Annotated in this window: 17 protein-coding genes; 8 read left to right on the top strand and 9 right to left on the bottom strand. The window is 62.2% G+C overall.

Features of this window, described 5'->3' with window-relative positions; all coding sequences use genetic code 11:
* Positions 1–111: 111 nt before the first annotated feature.
* Complete coding sequence (locus NKI69_RS10840) at positions 112–1,326, top strand: OpgC family protein (protein WP_352721241.1); 1,215 nt, start codon at positions 112–114, stop codon at positions 1,324–1,326.
* 2 nt (positions 1,327–1,328) lie between these two features.
* Here the strand turns inward: NKI69_RS10840 and NKI69_RS10835 are convergent, their stop codons facing one another.
* Entirely contained in the window at positions 1,329–2,408 is a 1,080-nt protein-coding gene (locus NKI69_RS10835) for a LacI family DNA-binding transcriptional regulator (RefSeq protein WP_128305702.1), read from the bottom strand.
* A 155-nt stretch (positions 2,409–2,563) separates the two neighbouring features.
* Between NKI69_RS10835 and NKI69_RS10830 the strand changes: the two genes are divergently transcribed.
* On the top strand, positions 2,564–2,707 hold the full coding sequence (locus NKI69_RS10830; RefSeq protein ID WP_126068772.1) for a hypothetical protein: 144 nt from the start codon (positions 2,564–2,566) through the stop codon (positions 2,705–2,707).
* A gap of 60 nt (positions 2,708–2,767) precedes the next feature.
* The gene (locus tag NKI69_RS10825; protein ID WP_127288860.1) at positions 2,768–2,917 is read left to right on the top strand and encodes a hypothetical protein; all 150 of its coding nucleotides are present in this window, start codon (positions 2,768–2,770) and stop codon (positions 2,915–2,917) included.
* Positions 2,918–2,960: 43 nt separating this feature from the next.
* Here the strand turns inward: NKI69_RS10825 and NKI69_RS10820 are convergent, their stop codons facing one another.
* Positions 2,961–3,335, bottom strand: coding sequence for a DUF423 domain-containing protein (locus NKI69_RS10820; protein WP_352584498.1), 375 nt, complete (start codon positions 3,333–3,335; stop codon positions 2,961–2,963).
* A gap of 39 nt (positions 3,336–3,374) precedes the next feature.
* Positions 3,375–4,637: a multidrug efflux MFS transporter gene (locus NKI69_RS10815; RefSeq protein ID WP_352721238.1), complete on the bottom strand. Its 1,263-nt coding sequence runs from the start codon at positions 4,635–4,637 to the stop codon at positions 3,375–3,377.
* Between the two features lie 182 nt (positions 4,638–4,819).
* Here NKI69_RS10815 and NKI69_RS10810 point away from each other — a divergent pair, with 182 nt between their 5' ends.
* A complete protein-coding gene (locus NKI69_RS10810; protein ID WP_352721236.1) occupies positions 4,820–5,485 on the top strand; it encodes a GntR family transcriptional regulator in 666 nt (221 codons plus the stop codon).
* A gap of 113 nt (positions 5,486–5,598) precedes the next feature.
* Complete coding sequence (locus NKI69_RS10805; RefSeq protein WP_244506945.1) at positions 5,599–5,832, top strand: DUF982 domain-containing protein; 234 nt, start codon at positions 5,599–5,601, stop codon at positions 5,830–5,832.
* 66 nt (positions 5,833–5,898) lie between these two features.
* Here NKI69_RS10805 and NKI69_RS10800 read toward each other — a convergent pair whose 3' ends face one another.
* Both NKI69_RS10800 and NKI69_RS10795 read right to left on the bottom strand, forming a co-directional pair.
* On the bottom strand, positions 5,899–6,051 hold the full coding sequence (locus tag NKI69_RS10800) for a hypothetical protein (RefSeq protein ID WP_013532262.1): 153 nt from the start codon (positions 6,049–6,051) through the stop codon (positions 5,899–5,901).
* A 174-nt stretch (positions 6,052–6,225) separates the two neighbouring features.
* Entirely contained in the window at positions 6,226–7,269 is a 1,044-nt protein-coding gene (locus NKI69_RS10795) for an aldo/keto reductase (protein WP_352721234.1), read from the bottom strand.
* Positions 7,270–7,539: 270 nt separating this feature from the next.
* On the opposite strand from NKI69_RS10795, the gene ppk2 reads away from it, so the two are divergent.
* A complete protein-coding gene (ppk2, locus tag NKI69_RS10790) occupies positions 7,540–8,460 on the top strand; it encodes a polyphosphate kinase 2 (protein WP_352721232.1) in 921 nt (306 codons plus the stop codon).
* 50 nt (positions 8,461–8,510) lie between these two features.
* Here ppk2 and NKI69_RS10785 read toward each other — a convergent pair whose 3' ends face one another.
* The 4 genes from NKI69_RS10785 to NKI69_RS10770 all read right to left on the bottom strand — a co-directional run bounded on the left by NKI69_RS10785 (position 8,511) and on the right by NKI69_RS10770 (position 12,153).
* On the bottom strand, positions 8,511–9,158 hold the full coding sequence (locus NKI69_RS10785; RefSeq protein WP_023810218.1) for a dihydrofolate reductase family protein: 648 nt from the start codon (positions 9,156–9,158) through the stop codon (positions 8,511–8,513).
* Between the two features lie 147 nt (positions 9,159–9,305).
* Positions 9,306–10,250, bottom strand: coding sequence for a cobaltochelatase CobT-related protein (locus NKI69_RS10780; protein WP_352442539.1), 945 nt, complete (start codon positions 10,248–10,250; stop codon positions 9,306–9,308).
* Positions 10,251–10,256: 6 nt separating this feature from the next.
* Positions 10,257–11,288, bottom strand: a complete 1,032-nt coding sequence (gene hemB / locus NKI69_RS10775) for a porphobilinogen synthase (protein ID WP_023810219.1) — start codon at positions 11,286–11,288, stop codon at positions 10,257–10,259.
* A gap of 88 nt (positions 11,289–11,376) precedes the next feature.
* The gene (locus NKI69_RS10770) at positions 11,377–12,153 is read right to left on the bottom strand and encodes a DUF8605 domain-containing protein (RefSeq protein ID WP_245273170.1); all 777 of its coding nucleotides are present in this window, start codon (positions 12,151–12,153) and stop codon (positions 11,377–11,379) included.
* 247 nt (positions 12,154–12,400) lie between these two features.
* Here NKI69_RS10770 and NKI69_RS10765 point away from each other — a divergent pair, with 247 nt between their 5' ends.
* Positions 12,401–13,444, top strand: a complete 1,044-nt coding sequence (locus tag NKI69_RS10765) for an enoyl-CoA hydratase/isomerase family protein (RefSeq protein ID WP_352721229.1) — start codon at positions 12,401–12,403, stop codon at positions 13,442–13,444.
* The gene (locus tag NKI69_RS10760) at positions 13,441–13,863 is read left to right on the top strand and encodes a DUF6163 family protein (protein WP_023810222.1); all 423 of its coding nucleotides are present in this window, start codon (positions 13,441–13,443) and stop codon (positions 13,861–13,863) included. The genes NKI69_RS10765 and NKI69_RS10760 overlap by 4 nt, the downstream gene beginning before the upstream one ends.
* Positions 13,864–14,044 lie beyond the last annotated feature (181 nt).

Here is a 14,044-nt window from a genome sequence, read left to right as displayed (position 1 = left end):
CACATTACAGTCCGTTTCTCCGCCGATAACATTCCTTCGGGAGGAATCGAAGCGGTGCGCCGGGGGTCGCATTGCCCGGTATGAACAACCAGCTTTGAGGCCTTTTTGTCGATGACCACCCAGATTTCCCCGGACCGCGATGCGCGTGTCCCGGATCGCACTGAGCGCGACACGCGCATAGACGTGCTCCGTGCTCTCGCTTTGCTGACCATCTATGTCGACCATGTGCCAGGTACCGCCTTCGAGTATCTGACCTACAAGAATTTCGGCTTTTCCGATGCGGCGGAAGTCTTCGTACTGATCTCCGGCATCTCGGTCGCACTTGCCTATGGCAGGAAATTCCAACCTGGAAACCGGCTGCTGGCAACGTTGAAGATGTGGCGCCGCGCCGGTGTCCTCTATGCCGCCCACATCGTCACCACCATGGTGGTGATGGCCATCTTCTGCGCGGCGGCAGTGTTCGTCAGGCGGCCGGAGCTTCTGACGATGATCAACATCGAGCCGTTGATCAAGAATACGCCGCAGGTGCTGATCGGCATCGCGACGCTCGGCCACCAACTCGGCTACAACAACATACTGCCCGTCTATGCGGTGCTGCTCTTGCTGACGCCGGTGTTCCTGCTCATTGTCAGCTATCGGCCGGTCTCGGCACTGGTCGCCTCCGGCGCCCTGTGGCTGGTCGCGGGGGTTTATCAAATTGCTCCGCCCAACTATCCCGAGCCCGGCTTCTGGTTTCTCAACCCGCTGTCGTGGCAGTTCCTTTTCAACATCGGCCTGGCAGGCACGCTGCATGTGCGTCGCGGCGGCATCATCCCGGTCAATCGCTGGCTGGTTGGCGCTGCCTTGGCCTACACCGCAACCGCGCTGGTCTGGGTGCACAGCCCGCTTTGGGGGCATATCTCCTGGTTTGGCCTGCCTCCGGTGCTGACCGGCTTCGACAAGACGTTTCTGTCGCTGCCGAGGCTGCTGCATATATTGGCGGTGAGCTACCTGATCGTGGCATTCCCGGCGGTCTCGAACCTGTTTCGCACCGGGCGCGATCATCCGCTTGCCATATTGGGCAAACGATCGCTGCCGGTTTTCATTGCCGGCACGGTCCTTGCAATGGCGGCGCAGGTGCTGAAGCTGATCAATCCGGGCGGATTTGCCTATGACAGCCTGTTGATATCGGCCGGCATCGTCATGCAGTTCGCGCTTGCCTACTATCTGGAATGGCTTTCGGGCCTTGGCTGGCCCGGCAAAAGCAGGCCGGCTCACAACGCCGCACCGCGCGTCCATGCTGCATCCTTCGCGATGCCGACCATGGCGACAAGAATGGGCCGTTGAGCTTAGGCGGGCGAGGGGCCGGATGAAGCTCGCACCACGAGTTGGACCGGCAGCGATTGCCGGCTGAACGAGCCATCATTTTCAAGGATCGCCTTGACGGCAAGACGGCCCATCTCGGCGATCGGCTGGACGATCGTGGTCAGCGGCGGACTGGAAACCGCTCCTTCCGGAACACCGTCGAAGCCGACGATCGAAACGTCGCCGGGTACCGTGACGCCACGCTGCCGCAGCCAGTCCAATGCATGCAAGGCCATCCTGTCTGACATAGCCAGGATGGCGGTCGGGGTCTCGGCGCCGGCGAAAATATGATCGAGGCCGGCCCGCACGCTTTCCTCGTCATTGACGGTTTCGTAGATCGGCACACGCTCGACGTCGATGTCGACGCGGGAGAGTTCCGCGAAATAGCCACGCAGGCGGTCGCGCGTCCCGGAATAGAGGGCCTTCTCCATCTGCTCCCTTGTGGTGGGGCCGAAGCCGGAGTCCGCGACGGGCAGGGCAAGCACGGCAAAGCGGCGATGTCCGAGTTCGGTCAGGTGGCGGGCCGCCAGGCCAGCCCCGGCGATGTTGTCGACGCCGATCGCTGCAACGGCGTCGTCGTCGTCCGAATCGAGATCGAGCGCGACAAAGGGGAGTTTGCGTTCACGCGCCAGTTCGACCAGCCTTGAACCGCCATCGACGCAAAAGACGATGAAACCGTCGACCAGCGCACTCTGTATGTTCCAGGCAAGCTGTTCGTTGTTGGCTGCGGAGACCAACGAAATCCCCGCACCGGTCGCGTCGCAAGCCTGCGAGATGCTGGCCATCATCACCCGGGCAAAGGGGTCGTCGAAGAAATAGGAGAGGGGTTCCGCGGTCGCGACACCGATGGCATTGACCTTGCCGGCGCGCAGCAGCCGGCCCTTGGGATCGGGGCCGCCATATCCCATGGCCTCGGCTGCCGCCTTGACCCGCTCGCGGACCTCCTCACGCACGATCTCCGGACGGGCGAACACGTTGGACGCGGTGCCGTGCGACACGCCGGCCGCCTTGGCAATGTCCGCCAGCCGGACCGGTCTTGTCTTTGCAGAGATAAGTGGCGCCATCTTCGTCTCCTGAATCCCTCCCATCTAACACTTTCGTTGGATCGGTTCAAATCTTGACTTGATCGCAGCCTCGCCAAGGCGTATATTTGAATCGATCCAAGTGAGCGATGGTTCTCTGAATTGGATCGATTCAACATATTCAGGGGAGTTGTGCCATGCATCCCGTCAATTTTCTGTTCGAAGACATTTACCGCAACGACTGGAGCATCTCGTCGAACACCACGACGCAGAAGCGCCGCGGCAAAGCCAGCCCATGGGTTCGCGAGTTGCGGTTCCTTGTGGAGCGCAAGCGGAGCTGAGCGGGGTCGGTTTTCGCGCCTGTCGATTGGATCGATTCAAGAATCTAAAGGAAGCACATCATGCACCCCGTCAGCTATCTGTTCGAAGACATCTACCGCAACTATTGGGGCATCGCGCCGGCTTCCAAAAGGCCGCAAGAGCGCTGGTTGGCCAAGCTGCGGCGACGCAATCGCGAATTGCTCATCAAGCCCGAGCGTCGGCAAGACTAGCAGCCACGCTTTGACGTTTGGTGCCGGCGGGCGCGCCGAGGCGTCAGGGACGCACGCGCACCAGCGCCGAGGCAGCGATCGCCAGCCAGCCGGCAATGAGTAGCGTGCCGCCGATCGGCGCCGACAGCGGGAACAGCCGCGACCCGATGAAATCGCGCGCCAGCAGATCGCCGCAGAACAGCAGAAGCCCAACCAGCAGGATCAGGCTGCCGATGCGCAGCATCCGGTTCGCGCCAAGCAATCCGGCGGCAAGGAAGACCGGCGCATGCATCAGCAGGAAGGATGCGGCGGTGCCGACGAAGGCGCCGCCCAGATGCGCTGCCGCGGCCGACAGCGCCACGCCGGCGCCGCCGCACAGGCCGCCGGCCAGGACGAGGATACGGCCGCTGTTGTCGGAAGGTCGTTCGGCCGTGCTCATGTCCATGGCTCCGTGATATCAGGGGGATGCCCAATCCCGTCAGGACTTGCCGGCTTTGGCGAGCATGTCCTGCTCGCGGCGCGACTGTGCGAGCCAGTTATACACCGCGCCCCCCGCCATCAAGACGGATGTGCCCAGAAACACCGAGCGCATGCCGAAATGACCACCGGCAAAGCCGCCCAGCAGGGGGCCGGCGACCTGCCCGACATACTGGGCGGAAATCGACAACCCGAGCACGTTGCCGCCGACGCCGTCAGGCACATTGTGACGGATAACGCTGGTGATGCACGGCAAGAGGCCGCCCAGCGCCAGGCCCATCAGGAAGCGCAGGCCGATGAGTTGCCAGCTTTGCGTGACGAAGGCCTGCGGGATCAGCAGCAGCGCCGAGACGGCAAGCGCGCCGATGATGACGTTCCAGTGGCCGATGCGGTCGGCGAGCTTGCCGAGACGCGAGGCCGACAGGATGGCGCCAAGGGCCGCCGCCGACATGACGACGCCTGATATCAGCGTCACACGGCTTTGGTCCGCAATCAACTGCTGCACATAGACGGTGATGATCGGCTCGATCGACATGGTGGCGAAGCTCAACAGCATGCCGGTCGCCAGCATGGCGACGACAGGCCGCTTGTCGGGGATTTGTGACCAGCCGCCTTTCCGCTTCTGCGTCGCTGCGGCGTCCGCTGTTTTCGGCCGGGGATTCTCCTTGATCAGAAACGTGGTTGCCAGGAACGCCAGGAAGATGACGCCGCCGGAGAGGAGAAAGGTGGCGCGGATGCCGATCAGCGGCGGCAGGGCGCCGCCAACCAGCGGACCGACCAGAGCCCCACCCGTGATACCGGCCGACAGCAGGCCCAACGCCCAGCCGGAACGCTCCTTCGGCGTCTGCATGGCGACGAGGATGGTCGATCCCGAGGAATAGCCGCCGGCAAAACCGATCAGCAGCCGCAGCAGCACCAGTTGCCAGACCGTCTGCACCATGCCGGTCAGCGACATGCATATGGCCATGCCGAAGCTGGCGCGAACCAGCATCACCTTGCGGCCGTAGCGGTCGCCGAGACGTCCCCAGAGCGGCGCCACCAGCGCCGCCGCGAAGAATGTCGCGCCATAGGCGATCCCCGACCACTGCACGATCGCCGCGTGGCCCTCGGCGCCGAGCTGCTCGATATAGAGCGGCAGGAACGGCAGCAGCAGCGTCATGGCGACAAGCGTCGAAAACGATCCGGCAAAGCACACGAACAGATTGCGCCGCCAGTGAATGTTGTAGGTGCTGTCGGTTGCCGGGGGCGTGCTCTGCTGCTGCATGTCATATGTCCTGTCCCAGCAACTCTTTATCGATGGTTGCTGCGGATACCAAATTGGGATACCAAGATGGTGCCCCTGATGGACGCAAGCTTGACCGCTGTCAATGCGACCGTCTCAAACGTGATCGGAAAAGGCGGCCGGCAAGACGATCGCCAGCAACGATCAAAAAATGGAAAACGACAATGTCGCAGATGCAGAGCGTCGAGAAACAGCTTCGGCAAATGATCCTGGGCCTCGAGATCGGTCCCGGCGAGAAGCTGACCGAGCGCTGGATCGAGAGCCGCTTCGGCGCGTCGCGAACCCCGGTCAGGGCAGCACTGCTGCGGCTTGAGACCGAGGGCCTGGTCGGCAGGGACGGACGTGGCTGGACGGTGTCGCCGATCAATCTGGCTGAACTCCAGCAGATCGCCGTCTACAGGGAGGCGGTCGAGGTTGCGGCGCTTCGCCTGACATGCAGCCTGGCGGACCGGAGCGCCGTCGATGTCATCGAGGCGATGCTCGAGTCCTGCGACAACGACACGCCGCGCGAGGAATGGCATCGCGTCGGCATGGATTTTCACATCGAACTGGCGCGTCTGTCGGGCAATGAATTCCTGTTTAGGGCGGTGCGCGATGCCATGACGCGCCTGTCGCGGGCGCGCTGGCTGGAGGTTCGCGACGAAGCGGCCCTTGCCCGCGCCTGGGCTGAACATCGCGCCATTCTGGCGGCCACGCGCCTTGGCGACGCCGATGAAGCCGCGCGCCTGCTCTCGGTCCACATCGTCGGCAGCCGCGACCGGCTGGTGACGTCGCTCGCCAACGATCGGCGCGGTCTTCGCGCCAGAGGCTTTGCCGTCGTTGCTGCTTGAGAGTGGATGAAGGGGCGCAAAGCGGCGTCTGGATGTATGCGCACTTTCGCCTCGCTTCGCAGACGCCGATGGCGTAAGGAGCGGCCATGGAAAACAACCGATTTGAAACACCTGTGACTGTGAAGTCAGTCGCGGCGGGAAGCACTCAGCTCTTGCGCACGGCGCGTGAGGCTTCCGACTACCTCCTCAACAGCTGGCCCGGCAAGCGCAGCCCCAAGCATCGCGCGGCCCTGCAGGCCTGCCATGACGCACTGGCCGGCGACAAGCCGGCGATGAACGCCAGGCGCGCCTTCATCGCGGCAGCACGCGAAGTGGACGTGTTCGTCAGCGACAAGGCGCCGGCCTGACACAAGGCGACATCCGGGGCGGCAATCCGAATTGGGGCGCGGCCCGCATCTGCGGGCCGTTTGCCGTCACTTTGCCGTTTCGGTTTCGGCTTCAGTCTCGTCTTCGGGCTTCGAACGTTCCCTCGCTGCAACCTTGGCTGCCAGCTTCTCGGCCTTCTTGGCCGCCTTCTGGCGGTCGCGTTCCTTGCGTTCCTGATCGTAATTTGGTGGTCGCGCCATATCGGCTCCTTTTCACTGCCTCGCGGCTCTGGTCCTGCCTAGGAGCATTAGCCGTCAAACACAACAGCTGAAGCGATAGTGCGTCGATGATGGCCAGGCTTGCAAGATGCGCGTCGCAATGAAGGGCCAGGCCCATCATTGCGGTGGCGATACCTATCGCCGTCGATTTGCCGATCAGATGCCGCTTCGGTCAATCACCAGATCGGCGGCACCAAAACGGTCCTTTGCCGTCAGTTGCTGGTGCCAGTAGGGATAGAGCAAGGGCGGCCGGCTGACCGCGTCGAGGCGCTCGCGCTCCTCGCCGGAAAGCACCAGGCTTGCCGCCGCGATGTTGTCCCGGAACTGCGTTTCCGTCCTGCCACCGATCACCAAGGAACTGATGGACGGCCGGCCAAGCAGCCAAGCCAGCGCCACCTGCGCTGCCGACACCCCGCGCTGCGCGCCGATCTCCACAAGCACATCGACGATCCGCCACAGCCGGTCCTCGTCGCGGATCGGCGGTTCGGACCAGCCGGCGAGCTGCCGGGCGGTGGGGCTGTCACGGCGGTATTTACCGGACAGCAATCCGCCGGCAAGCGGGCTCCAGACCAGAACGCCCAACCCCTGGTCGACGGAAATCGGCAGCAGTTCGTACTCCGCCTCGCGCGCTTCCAGCGTGTAATGGATCTGCTGGGTGACGAAGCGGGGCTGATGATGGCTGTCGCTGATGCCGAGCGCCTTCATCACCTGCCAGCCGGAATAGTTGGAGCAGCCGACATAGCGGATCTTGCCCTGGGCAACCAGCGTATCGAGCGCGGCGATGGTTTCCTCCAGCGGTGTCACGCCATCCCATTCGTGCAGGAAATAGATGTCGATGACGTCGGTCCTGAGCCGCTTCAGGCTCTTCTCGCATTCGCGGATCAGGTGATGGCGCGACAGGCCTTCATCGTTGGGACCTTTGCCGATCCGCATCCGTGCCTTGGAGGCGATCAGCACGTCGCCCTTGCGCTTGCCGCCGAGCGCTTCGCCGATGATTTCTTCCGACATGCCGTTCGAATAGACATTGGCGGTGTCGATGACATTGATGCCGGCGTCGATGCAGAGATCGATCATCCGGCGCGCCTCGTCGAGGTCGGTCTTGCCGACAGCCGAAAATGCACCGGCGCCGCCGAAAGTCATGGTGCCCATGGTCAGCGTCGATACTTTCAGGCCGGAACGGCCGAGAGTGCGGTATTCCATGTCGGTCCTCGCGATTGCATTGAGAAGGGGTTGGGAAGGGCGCCCGAATGTGGCTGCTATTTGTAGGACAATTTGCGCGGCATGTCTCCATGCCAGGGCGGCGGATCGATCATGCCTCGCGGGTTTTTGCAGTGGTGGCGATCAGGTCAGGCTGCAATAAAACCGTCATTGCGGGCCTATATTGAAGTCGGCTCAGGCGTTGCCGTTCCGGGCTGTAAGCCGGGAGTTTGGGGCGCCGATCGACAGAGCTTGCAAGTGGAGCAGCCGATAATGACCGAGCTAAAACAGAATTCTGCGGCCAGGGATTGGCTTGAAGCCGAACTCGCCGACACGCTCGACGAAGACTATGAGCTCGAAATGTCGGAGCCGGCGCTGTCGATGGAGATCGCCAAGATCTACAAGAATTCGCATCCGCCTTCGATCGATCGCATGCAATATTTTCGCGACCTGATCAGCCTGCAGTCCGAATTGATCAAGCTGCAGTCCTGGGTCGCCTATCACAAGAAGAAGCTGGTGGTGATCTTCGAGGGACGCGACTCGGCCGGCAAGGGCGGTGTCATCAAGCGCATCACCCAGCGGCTCAATCCGCGCATCTGCCGTGTTGTGGCACTGCCGGCGCCGACCGAGCGCGAAAAGTCGCAATGGTATTTCCAGCGCTATGTCCCGCATCTGCCGGCCGGCGGCGAGATCGTGCTGTTCGACCGCTCATGGTACAACCGCTCGGGCGTCGAGCGGGTGATGGGTTTTGCCCAGCCCGATCAGGTCGAAGAATTCTTTCACGACGTGCCGGAGTTCGAGCGCATGCTGGTCCGCTCGGGCATTACCGTGGTCAAATACTGGTTCTCGATCACCGACGAGGAACAGCAGATGCGCTTCCTGATGCGCATCCATGATCCGATGAAGCAGTGGAAACTGTCGCCGATGGACCTGCAGTCGCGCGTGCGCTGGGAGCAATACACCAAGGCCAAGGAAGAGACCTTCGCCCGCACCAACATCCCGGAAGCGCCCTGGTTCATCGTCGAGGGCAACGACAAGAAGCGCGCGCGGCTGAACTGCATCGACCATCTGCTCAAGCAATTGCCCTACGAGGAGGTGCCGCACGAGGAGATCACGCTGCCGGAGCGCGTCTTCAACCCCGAATACGAACGCCAAGTGCTGCCGCGCGAGCTTTACGTGCCGGAGAAGTATTGAGATAGACGAAGCTGCAATCTCCCCCTCGAGGGGGGAGATTGGCTCTCCACCTACGCCCGCTTGATGATGACGTGCGTGGCGAGCGGCGTCGCCACCTGCTCGTTGCAGACATAACCGAGCTTGAGCATGTCGAGGCCGGTAAAAAGGTTCTCGCCCGTGCCCAGCAGCACCGGCGCGATCGCCAGATGCATCTCGTCGATCAGTTTTTCCTGCAGATATTGCCGGATGGTGGCGACGCCGCCGCCGACCCGCACGTCCTTGCCGCCAGCGGCAGCCTTAGCCTGTTCAAGAGCTGAATGGATACCGTCAGTGACGAAGTGGAAAGTGGTGCCGCCCTCCATCGTGATCGGTTCCCGCTTGTGATGGGTGAGCACGAAAACCGGCACATGATAGGGCGGGTTGTCGCCCCACCAGCCCTTCCAGCTGTCGTCAGGCCACTCGCCGCGGATCGGTCCGAACATGTTTCGGCCGAGGATCCAGGCGCCGACATTTTCGAAGCTGCGCGCCGCGAACGCCTCGTTGACGTCGGTGGTGCCGCCATCTTGTCCGAGCACCATCTCTCGGAAGGTGCGGGTGTCGACAAACCACTTGTGCAAGGATTCCCCACCGACGCCGAGCGGATTTTGCAGATCCTGATCAGGACCGGCGCCATAGCCGTCGAGCGACAGGGTGAAAGCGTTGACGCGAAGTTTGGACATGCGAGCCTCCTCGATAACCAGTTGTATTTTGCAAGCAGTTGTTTTGTATCAAACTGGTTTTTAATTGCAAGCAGTTTTCTGGCGGCAGCAATCTCCCAACGTAGCGGACCTGCAACGCTGGGGTACGAAAGGCGGGGTGCAGCCTTGTCAGCTCGGCTCGACTTTACTGTCCCGTTTAGCGATCAAATGGTCCCGCAAGAGGGACAACACCGTCCCGGCAAGCTCGTCGGGCGCCTCGCAATGCGCCGACGTCCGGTAGTATCGGTCGACGGCAAAGCCCAGACCAACGGCCAGCAATTCGATATCTCCGGCTGCCTCAACCTGCCCAATCACCTGCAAAATATGGTCTTGGAGATAGTGCGCTCCATTTGCCAGCAGCGTGGCGTCGTCAACGGGTGCTCCGTCTGACACAACAAGCAGAACCTTACGGGCCTCGGGTCGTTCTCGCAGACGCCCAACGGCCCACTCGATGGCTTCGCCGTCGATGTTCTCCTTGGGAAGGTCCGGCCGTAACATCGGCTTGAGAACATGACCCAAACTGCTCTGACGGCTGTCGTCGGCCTGCCGGTAGATAATGTGCAGCAGGTCGTTCAGCCTTCCCGGATTTTTGGGCCGGCCATCTTCATTCCAGATGCGCCGCGATTCCCCACCGCGCCAATTGCGCGTGGTGAACCCAAGGATATCGACCTTTATGCCGAGTGTCCGCAGAAACTCCTGTGCAATGTCGACTGAAGCAGCCGCGTACAGCATTTTCTGGCCGCGCATCGATCCGGACTGGTCGACGAGAATGGAGACGACCGTGTCAGCGCGGTCAGGCGCCGATACGCTATCCCGGACTTCAGTGGCAATATCCGCTGCCAGAATCAGATGCTTCGTCCTCCAGCCGGCGAGGCCGCTCTCCAGCTCTGCCCATATCGCCTCGACCGCGGATTTATGTTTGTCCGAAAGCTGCCCGATAGCGTTTGACAGTTTTAGGCTCGGCACAATCCAGTCATGGAGCGTGACGTAGGCGTGATAGCCGGGCGTAGCAGTGTCGCCGCGTGGCACGGGGACAAACAATGATCTGAAATGCTTGCCCAGCCTTCGCAGCAATGTCGGCTATCCCTTCAGCAGTTCCGCCACTTCGGGCGCGAAATAGGTCAAGATGCCGTCGCAGCCGGCGCGCTTGAAGGCGAGCAGCGATTCCAGCATCGCCTTCTCGCCGTCGATCCAGCCATTGGCGCCTGCCGCCTTGATCATCGAATATTCGCCCGACACCTGGTAGGCGAAGGTCGGCATCTGGAACTCGTCTTTCAGCCGCCGGATGATGTCGAGATAGGGCAGGCCGGGCTTGACCATCAGCATGTCGGCGCCCTCGGCAATGTCCTGTTCGGCCTCTCTCACCGCTTCGTCGGAATTGGCATGGTCGATGTAATAGGTCTTCTTGTCGCCCTTGAGCAGGCCGGCGGTGCCCACCGCCTCGCGATAGGGGCCGTAGAAGGCCGAAGCGAATTTGGTCGCATAGGACATGATCGCCACATCCTGGAAACCATTGGCGTCAAGCGCGTCCCGGATGGCGCCGATGCGGCCGTCCATCATGTCGGACGGCGCGATGATGTCGGCACCGGCGGCCGCCTGGATGACAGCAGCGGCGGTCACCTGTTCCACTGTCTCGTCGTTGACGATGATGCCGTCGCGCAGGATGCCGTCATGGCCGTGGCTGGTGAACGGGTCGAGCGCTGCGTCGGTGATGATGCCGATCTCCGGCACCGCATCCTTGATCGCACGGGTGGCGCGGTTGATGACATTGTTGGGATCGAGGATGTGCGAGCCGGTCTGGTCGCGCAGCGAGATGTCGACATTGGGGAAGGTGGCGAGTGCCGGAATGCCGAGTTTTGCCGCGCGCTCGGCCTCCTTGACGGCGAGATCGATCGACAGGCGGAAGACGCCGGGCATGGCGGCGATCGGCTCGCGGACACCCTTGCCCTCGACGACGAAGATCGGCCAGATCAGGTCGTCGACCGTGAGCCGGTTCTCCTGCACGAGACGGCGCGACCAGTCGGCCTTGCGCATGCGGCGCAGACGGCGGCTGCCGGTGATCTCGTCGACGCCGCGCGCGCCGGCGGGCTTTGCGGGGGTGAATTTGTTCATCGCCAATACTCTCGTTCGGGCAGGCTTTTACCACGAGCTCCCGCCGCTGACCAATGCGGCACGATTGTGCCAGCGACGCGGTCGAGGTCTATTCGGGTTGCCCATTGCCTGACAGAATCTGTGCTGCGCCCCTGATGGCGACACGGAAAGCTTCGTCGAAGCCGACACCGCGCACCTGCCAGATGTAGGTCTTGCCGGCCATGGCCAGCCGCCAGTCGGCGATCCAGCCCAGTTCCTTGTCGCTCCAGACAAGGTTGCCGGAAAGCGCCTGGTCGGCACCGGCCTTTTTCGCGATGCTGTCGAGCTTGGTCATCTCGGCGTTGCGAAGTGTCTGATCGTCCAGCCCGGCCTGCGACAGCAGTGCTGCCGTTGGAAAACTCACCTGCATGGCCAGTGGCGCGGCGGCATTGCTGAAGGATTCGCGCATCAGCATGCCGCGCTCGTCATTGGCATCGAGCGCGGCATGCCTTGGGCCGCGTTCGGTCACCAAAAACACCGCCAGCCGTGGCCGCTCGGTCAGCCACGGCCTGCTGTCGAGCGAAGCCAGCACCGGGTCGATGTCAGCCGGCTTGTACTGGCAGTAAAGATTATGAGGCCGATCGTACGTGCCCTGATCGTCATGGTTGGGAATGCCTTCCATGCGGTCGCGGTAGCGAAAGCCAGCGACGAAGCTGCCGGCCTTATCACGCAATACCGTCATTTCAGGTTTCGCCGGCAGGCGCTGATCACCGGAAATCCGCACCAGAACCGCGTCGAGACAGCGCTTGAAGCCGGACTGGCGGTTCTTCTCGTACTTGCCGTTGACGATGGTCTGCGAACTGTAGAGGTCTTCCAAAGTCCCCGCCATGACAGGGTGAACAGCCAAGCAGATGCTCAGCCCAATTGCCACCGGCGCAAAGCGTGAAAATCGAGTCGTAACCAATCGTCCCATTTGAAGACCCGCCAGAGCTGCGCTGGAATGAACTCTATCCAGTTTTTCGGTATTGCAGCTCGATTTTTAGTACCGGCTCCTGGTCCGGGCCAGAGCTTGCACCGGTGTGCTCGCCATTGACGCACCCATGCGCCACGCTTTAGCACTTCAGTCCCGGCGGCCGGGGGAGGGATTCTTCACGATGGATTTTGGCGGAGGCGACGAGATCCGCTTCGAACATCTGGGCCGGGCCGGCGTCGTCACCTTGACGCGGCCGCAGGCGCTCAATGCCTTGACGCACCGCATGATCGGGGCGCTCGACGCTGCCCTTTCCGCCTGGGAGACCGACCAGGGCGTCGATGTCGTCGTCGTCAGGGCCGAGGGCAGGGCCTTTTCGGCCGGCGGCGATATCCTGCATGTCTATGAGACAGGCCGGGCGGGAAAACCGCCGGTCGAGTTCTTCGCCGACGAATATCGCCTCAACGCCCGCATCAACAGTTATAGGAAACCTTATGTGGCCCTGATCGACGGCATCGTCATGGGCGGTGGTGTCGGAATCTCCTTCCATGGCTCGCACCGGGTGATGACCGAGAATGCCCAATTTGCCATGCCGGAGGTCGGCATCGGCTTTTTTCCGGATGTTGGCGCCAGCCACCTGCTGCCTGATCTCGGCGGCTCCTTCGGCATGTATCTGGCGCTGACCGGCAATCGCATCCGCTATGGCGATGCGCTGTGGTCGGGGCTGGCCACCCATACCATCAAGGCCGAGGACCAGGCTGGCTTCCTCGACCGCCTGGCGCTGACCGGCGATCCGGAATCGGTGCTGCGCGGCTTCTTCGTGCAGGCAAGGCGAGAAACCGACAGGCCGACGCTGGAGGCGATTGTCCGCCATTTTTCGCAACCGTCCCTGAACCGCGTCATCGACAGCCTCGAGCGTGCGGCCGCCGCCGACGAGTTCGCGGCACAGACACTGGCGACGATCCGCACCCGCTCGCCGACCAGCCTGCGCGTCGCCTGGCGGCAGATCAGCGCCGGACTGACGCTGTCCATGGAAGCCTGCATGAAAATGGAGTTCCGCATCCTCAACCGGATGCTCGCCGGCCATGATTTCTACGAAGGCATCCGCGCCGCCATCATCGACAAGGGCTCGAAGCCGCAATGGCGGCCGGCAAGCCTCGCTGCGGTTAGCGAAGCGGATGTCGACGCCTATTTCGCTCCGCTCGGCGAACGGGAACTCTTGATATGAGCGAGGTGACCTCGAGGCGCGTCGTGCTGCAGCCCTCCGGGGTGGAGGTGATCTTCGCCTGGTTCCAGCGCGTCATATCGGGCTACTGCCTGCTGTTCGGCATTCTCTACTGGATCAGGCTGATCGGCTTTTATCCGGGCACACTGTGGCGTTTCGACCTGATGCCCGTGCACTGGCAGGTCGCGGCGGTGGTGCTCGCCGTGTTCTTCCCCTTTGCCGCTGCCGGCCTGTGGATGCTGGCGTCCTGGGGCCCGGTGATCTGGTTCATTTGCGCGGTGACCGAGACGGTCATGTATGCCGGCTTTCCCGAGCTATTCGGCCATCGCTTGCTGATTGTCGTCTCGCATGCGGCGGTGGCGGTGCTCTACATTGTCTTCCGCGTCGTCATCTACCTGCAGAAGCGCCCGGTCCGCCACTAAGCCCTTGAGCACATTGGCGGCCCGGCTGTCGCCTCGAATGAGCCCCGCAATCGTTGCCGAAATCTTTAGGTTAATTATCCTTGCTCGGGTGACCGTTCGTTAAGCCTCTTGCGAAACCTCTTACCGGTAAGCTCTTGTTAGCCCTAGCGTTTAAGTCGAATTTTATGAGTATTCGATAGTG

This window comes from Mesorhizobium sp. M0491, assembly GCF_040321265.1.
Taxonomy (GTDB): domain Bacteria; phylum Pseudomonadota; class Alphaproteobacteria; order Rhizobiales; family Rhizobiaceae; genus Mesorhizobium.
Note: the sequence above shows the minus strand (reverse complement) of the source record. Positions and strands in the feature narration are given on the sequence as shown.

Bases quoted from the DNA above. Each gene is read 5' to 3' on its own strand.
- NKI69_RS10840 (WP_352721241.1), top strand. From the start codon at position 112: ATGACCACCCAGATTTCCCCGGACCGCGATGCGCGTGTCCCGGATCGC.
- NKI69_RS10835 (WP_128305702.1), bottom strand. From the start codon at position 2,408: ATGGCGCCACTTATCTCTGCAAAGACAAGACCGGTCCGGCTGGCGGAC.
- NKI69_RS10830 (WP_126068772.1), top strand. From the start codon at position 2,564: ATGCATCCCGTCAATTTTCTGTTCGAAGACATTTACCGCAACGACTGG.
- NKI69_RS10825 (WP_127288860.1), top strand. From the start codon at position 2,768: ATGCACCCCGTCAGCTATCTGTTCGAAGACATCTACCGCAACTATTGG.
- NKI69_RS10820 (WP_352584498.1), bottom strand. From the start codon at position 3,335: ATGAGCACGGCCGAACGACCTTCCGACAACAGCGGCCGTATCCTCGTC.
- NKI69_RS10815 (WP_352721238.1), bottom strand. From the start codon at position 4,637: ATGCAGCAGCAGAGCACGCCCCCGGCAACCGACAGCACCTACAACATT.
- NKI69_RS10810 (WP_352721236.1), top strand. From the start codon at position 4,820: ATGTCGCAGATGCAGAGCGTCGAGAAACAGCTTCGGCAAATGATCCTG.
- NKI69_RS10800 (WP_013532262.1), bottom strand. From the start codon at position 6,051: ATGGCGCGACCACCAAATTACGATCAGGAACGCAAGGAACGCGACCGC.
- NKI69_RS10795 (WP_352721234.1), bottom strand. From the start codon at position 7,269: ATGGAATACCGCACTCTCGGCCGTTCCGGCCTGAAAGTATCGACGCTG.
- ppk2 (WP_352721232.1), top strand. From the start codon at position 7,540: ATGACCGAGCTAAAACAGAATTCTGCGGCCAGGGATTGGCTTGAAGCC.
- NKI69_RS10785 (WP_023810218.1), bottom strand. From the start codon at position 9,158: ATGTCCAAACTTCGCGTCAACGCTTTCACCCTGTCGCTCGACGGCTAT.
- hemB (WP_023810219.1), bottom strand. From the start codon at position 11,288: ATGAACAAATTCACCCCCGCAAAGCCCGCCGGCGCGCGCGGCGTCGAC.
- NKI69_RS10765 (WP_352721229.1), top strand. From the start codon at position 12,401: ATGGATTTTGGCGGAGGCGACGAGATCCGCTTCGAACATCTGGGCCGG.
- NKI69_RS10760 (WP_023810222.1), top strand. From the start codon at position 13,441: ATGAGCGAGGTGACCTCGAGGCGCGTCGTGCTGCAGCCCTCCGGGGTG.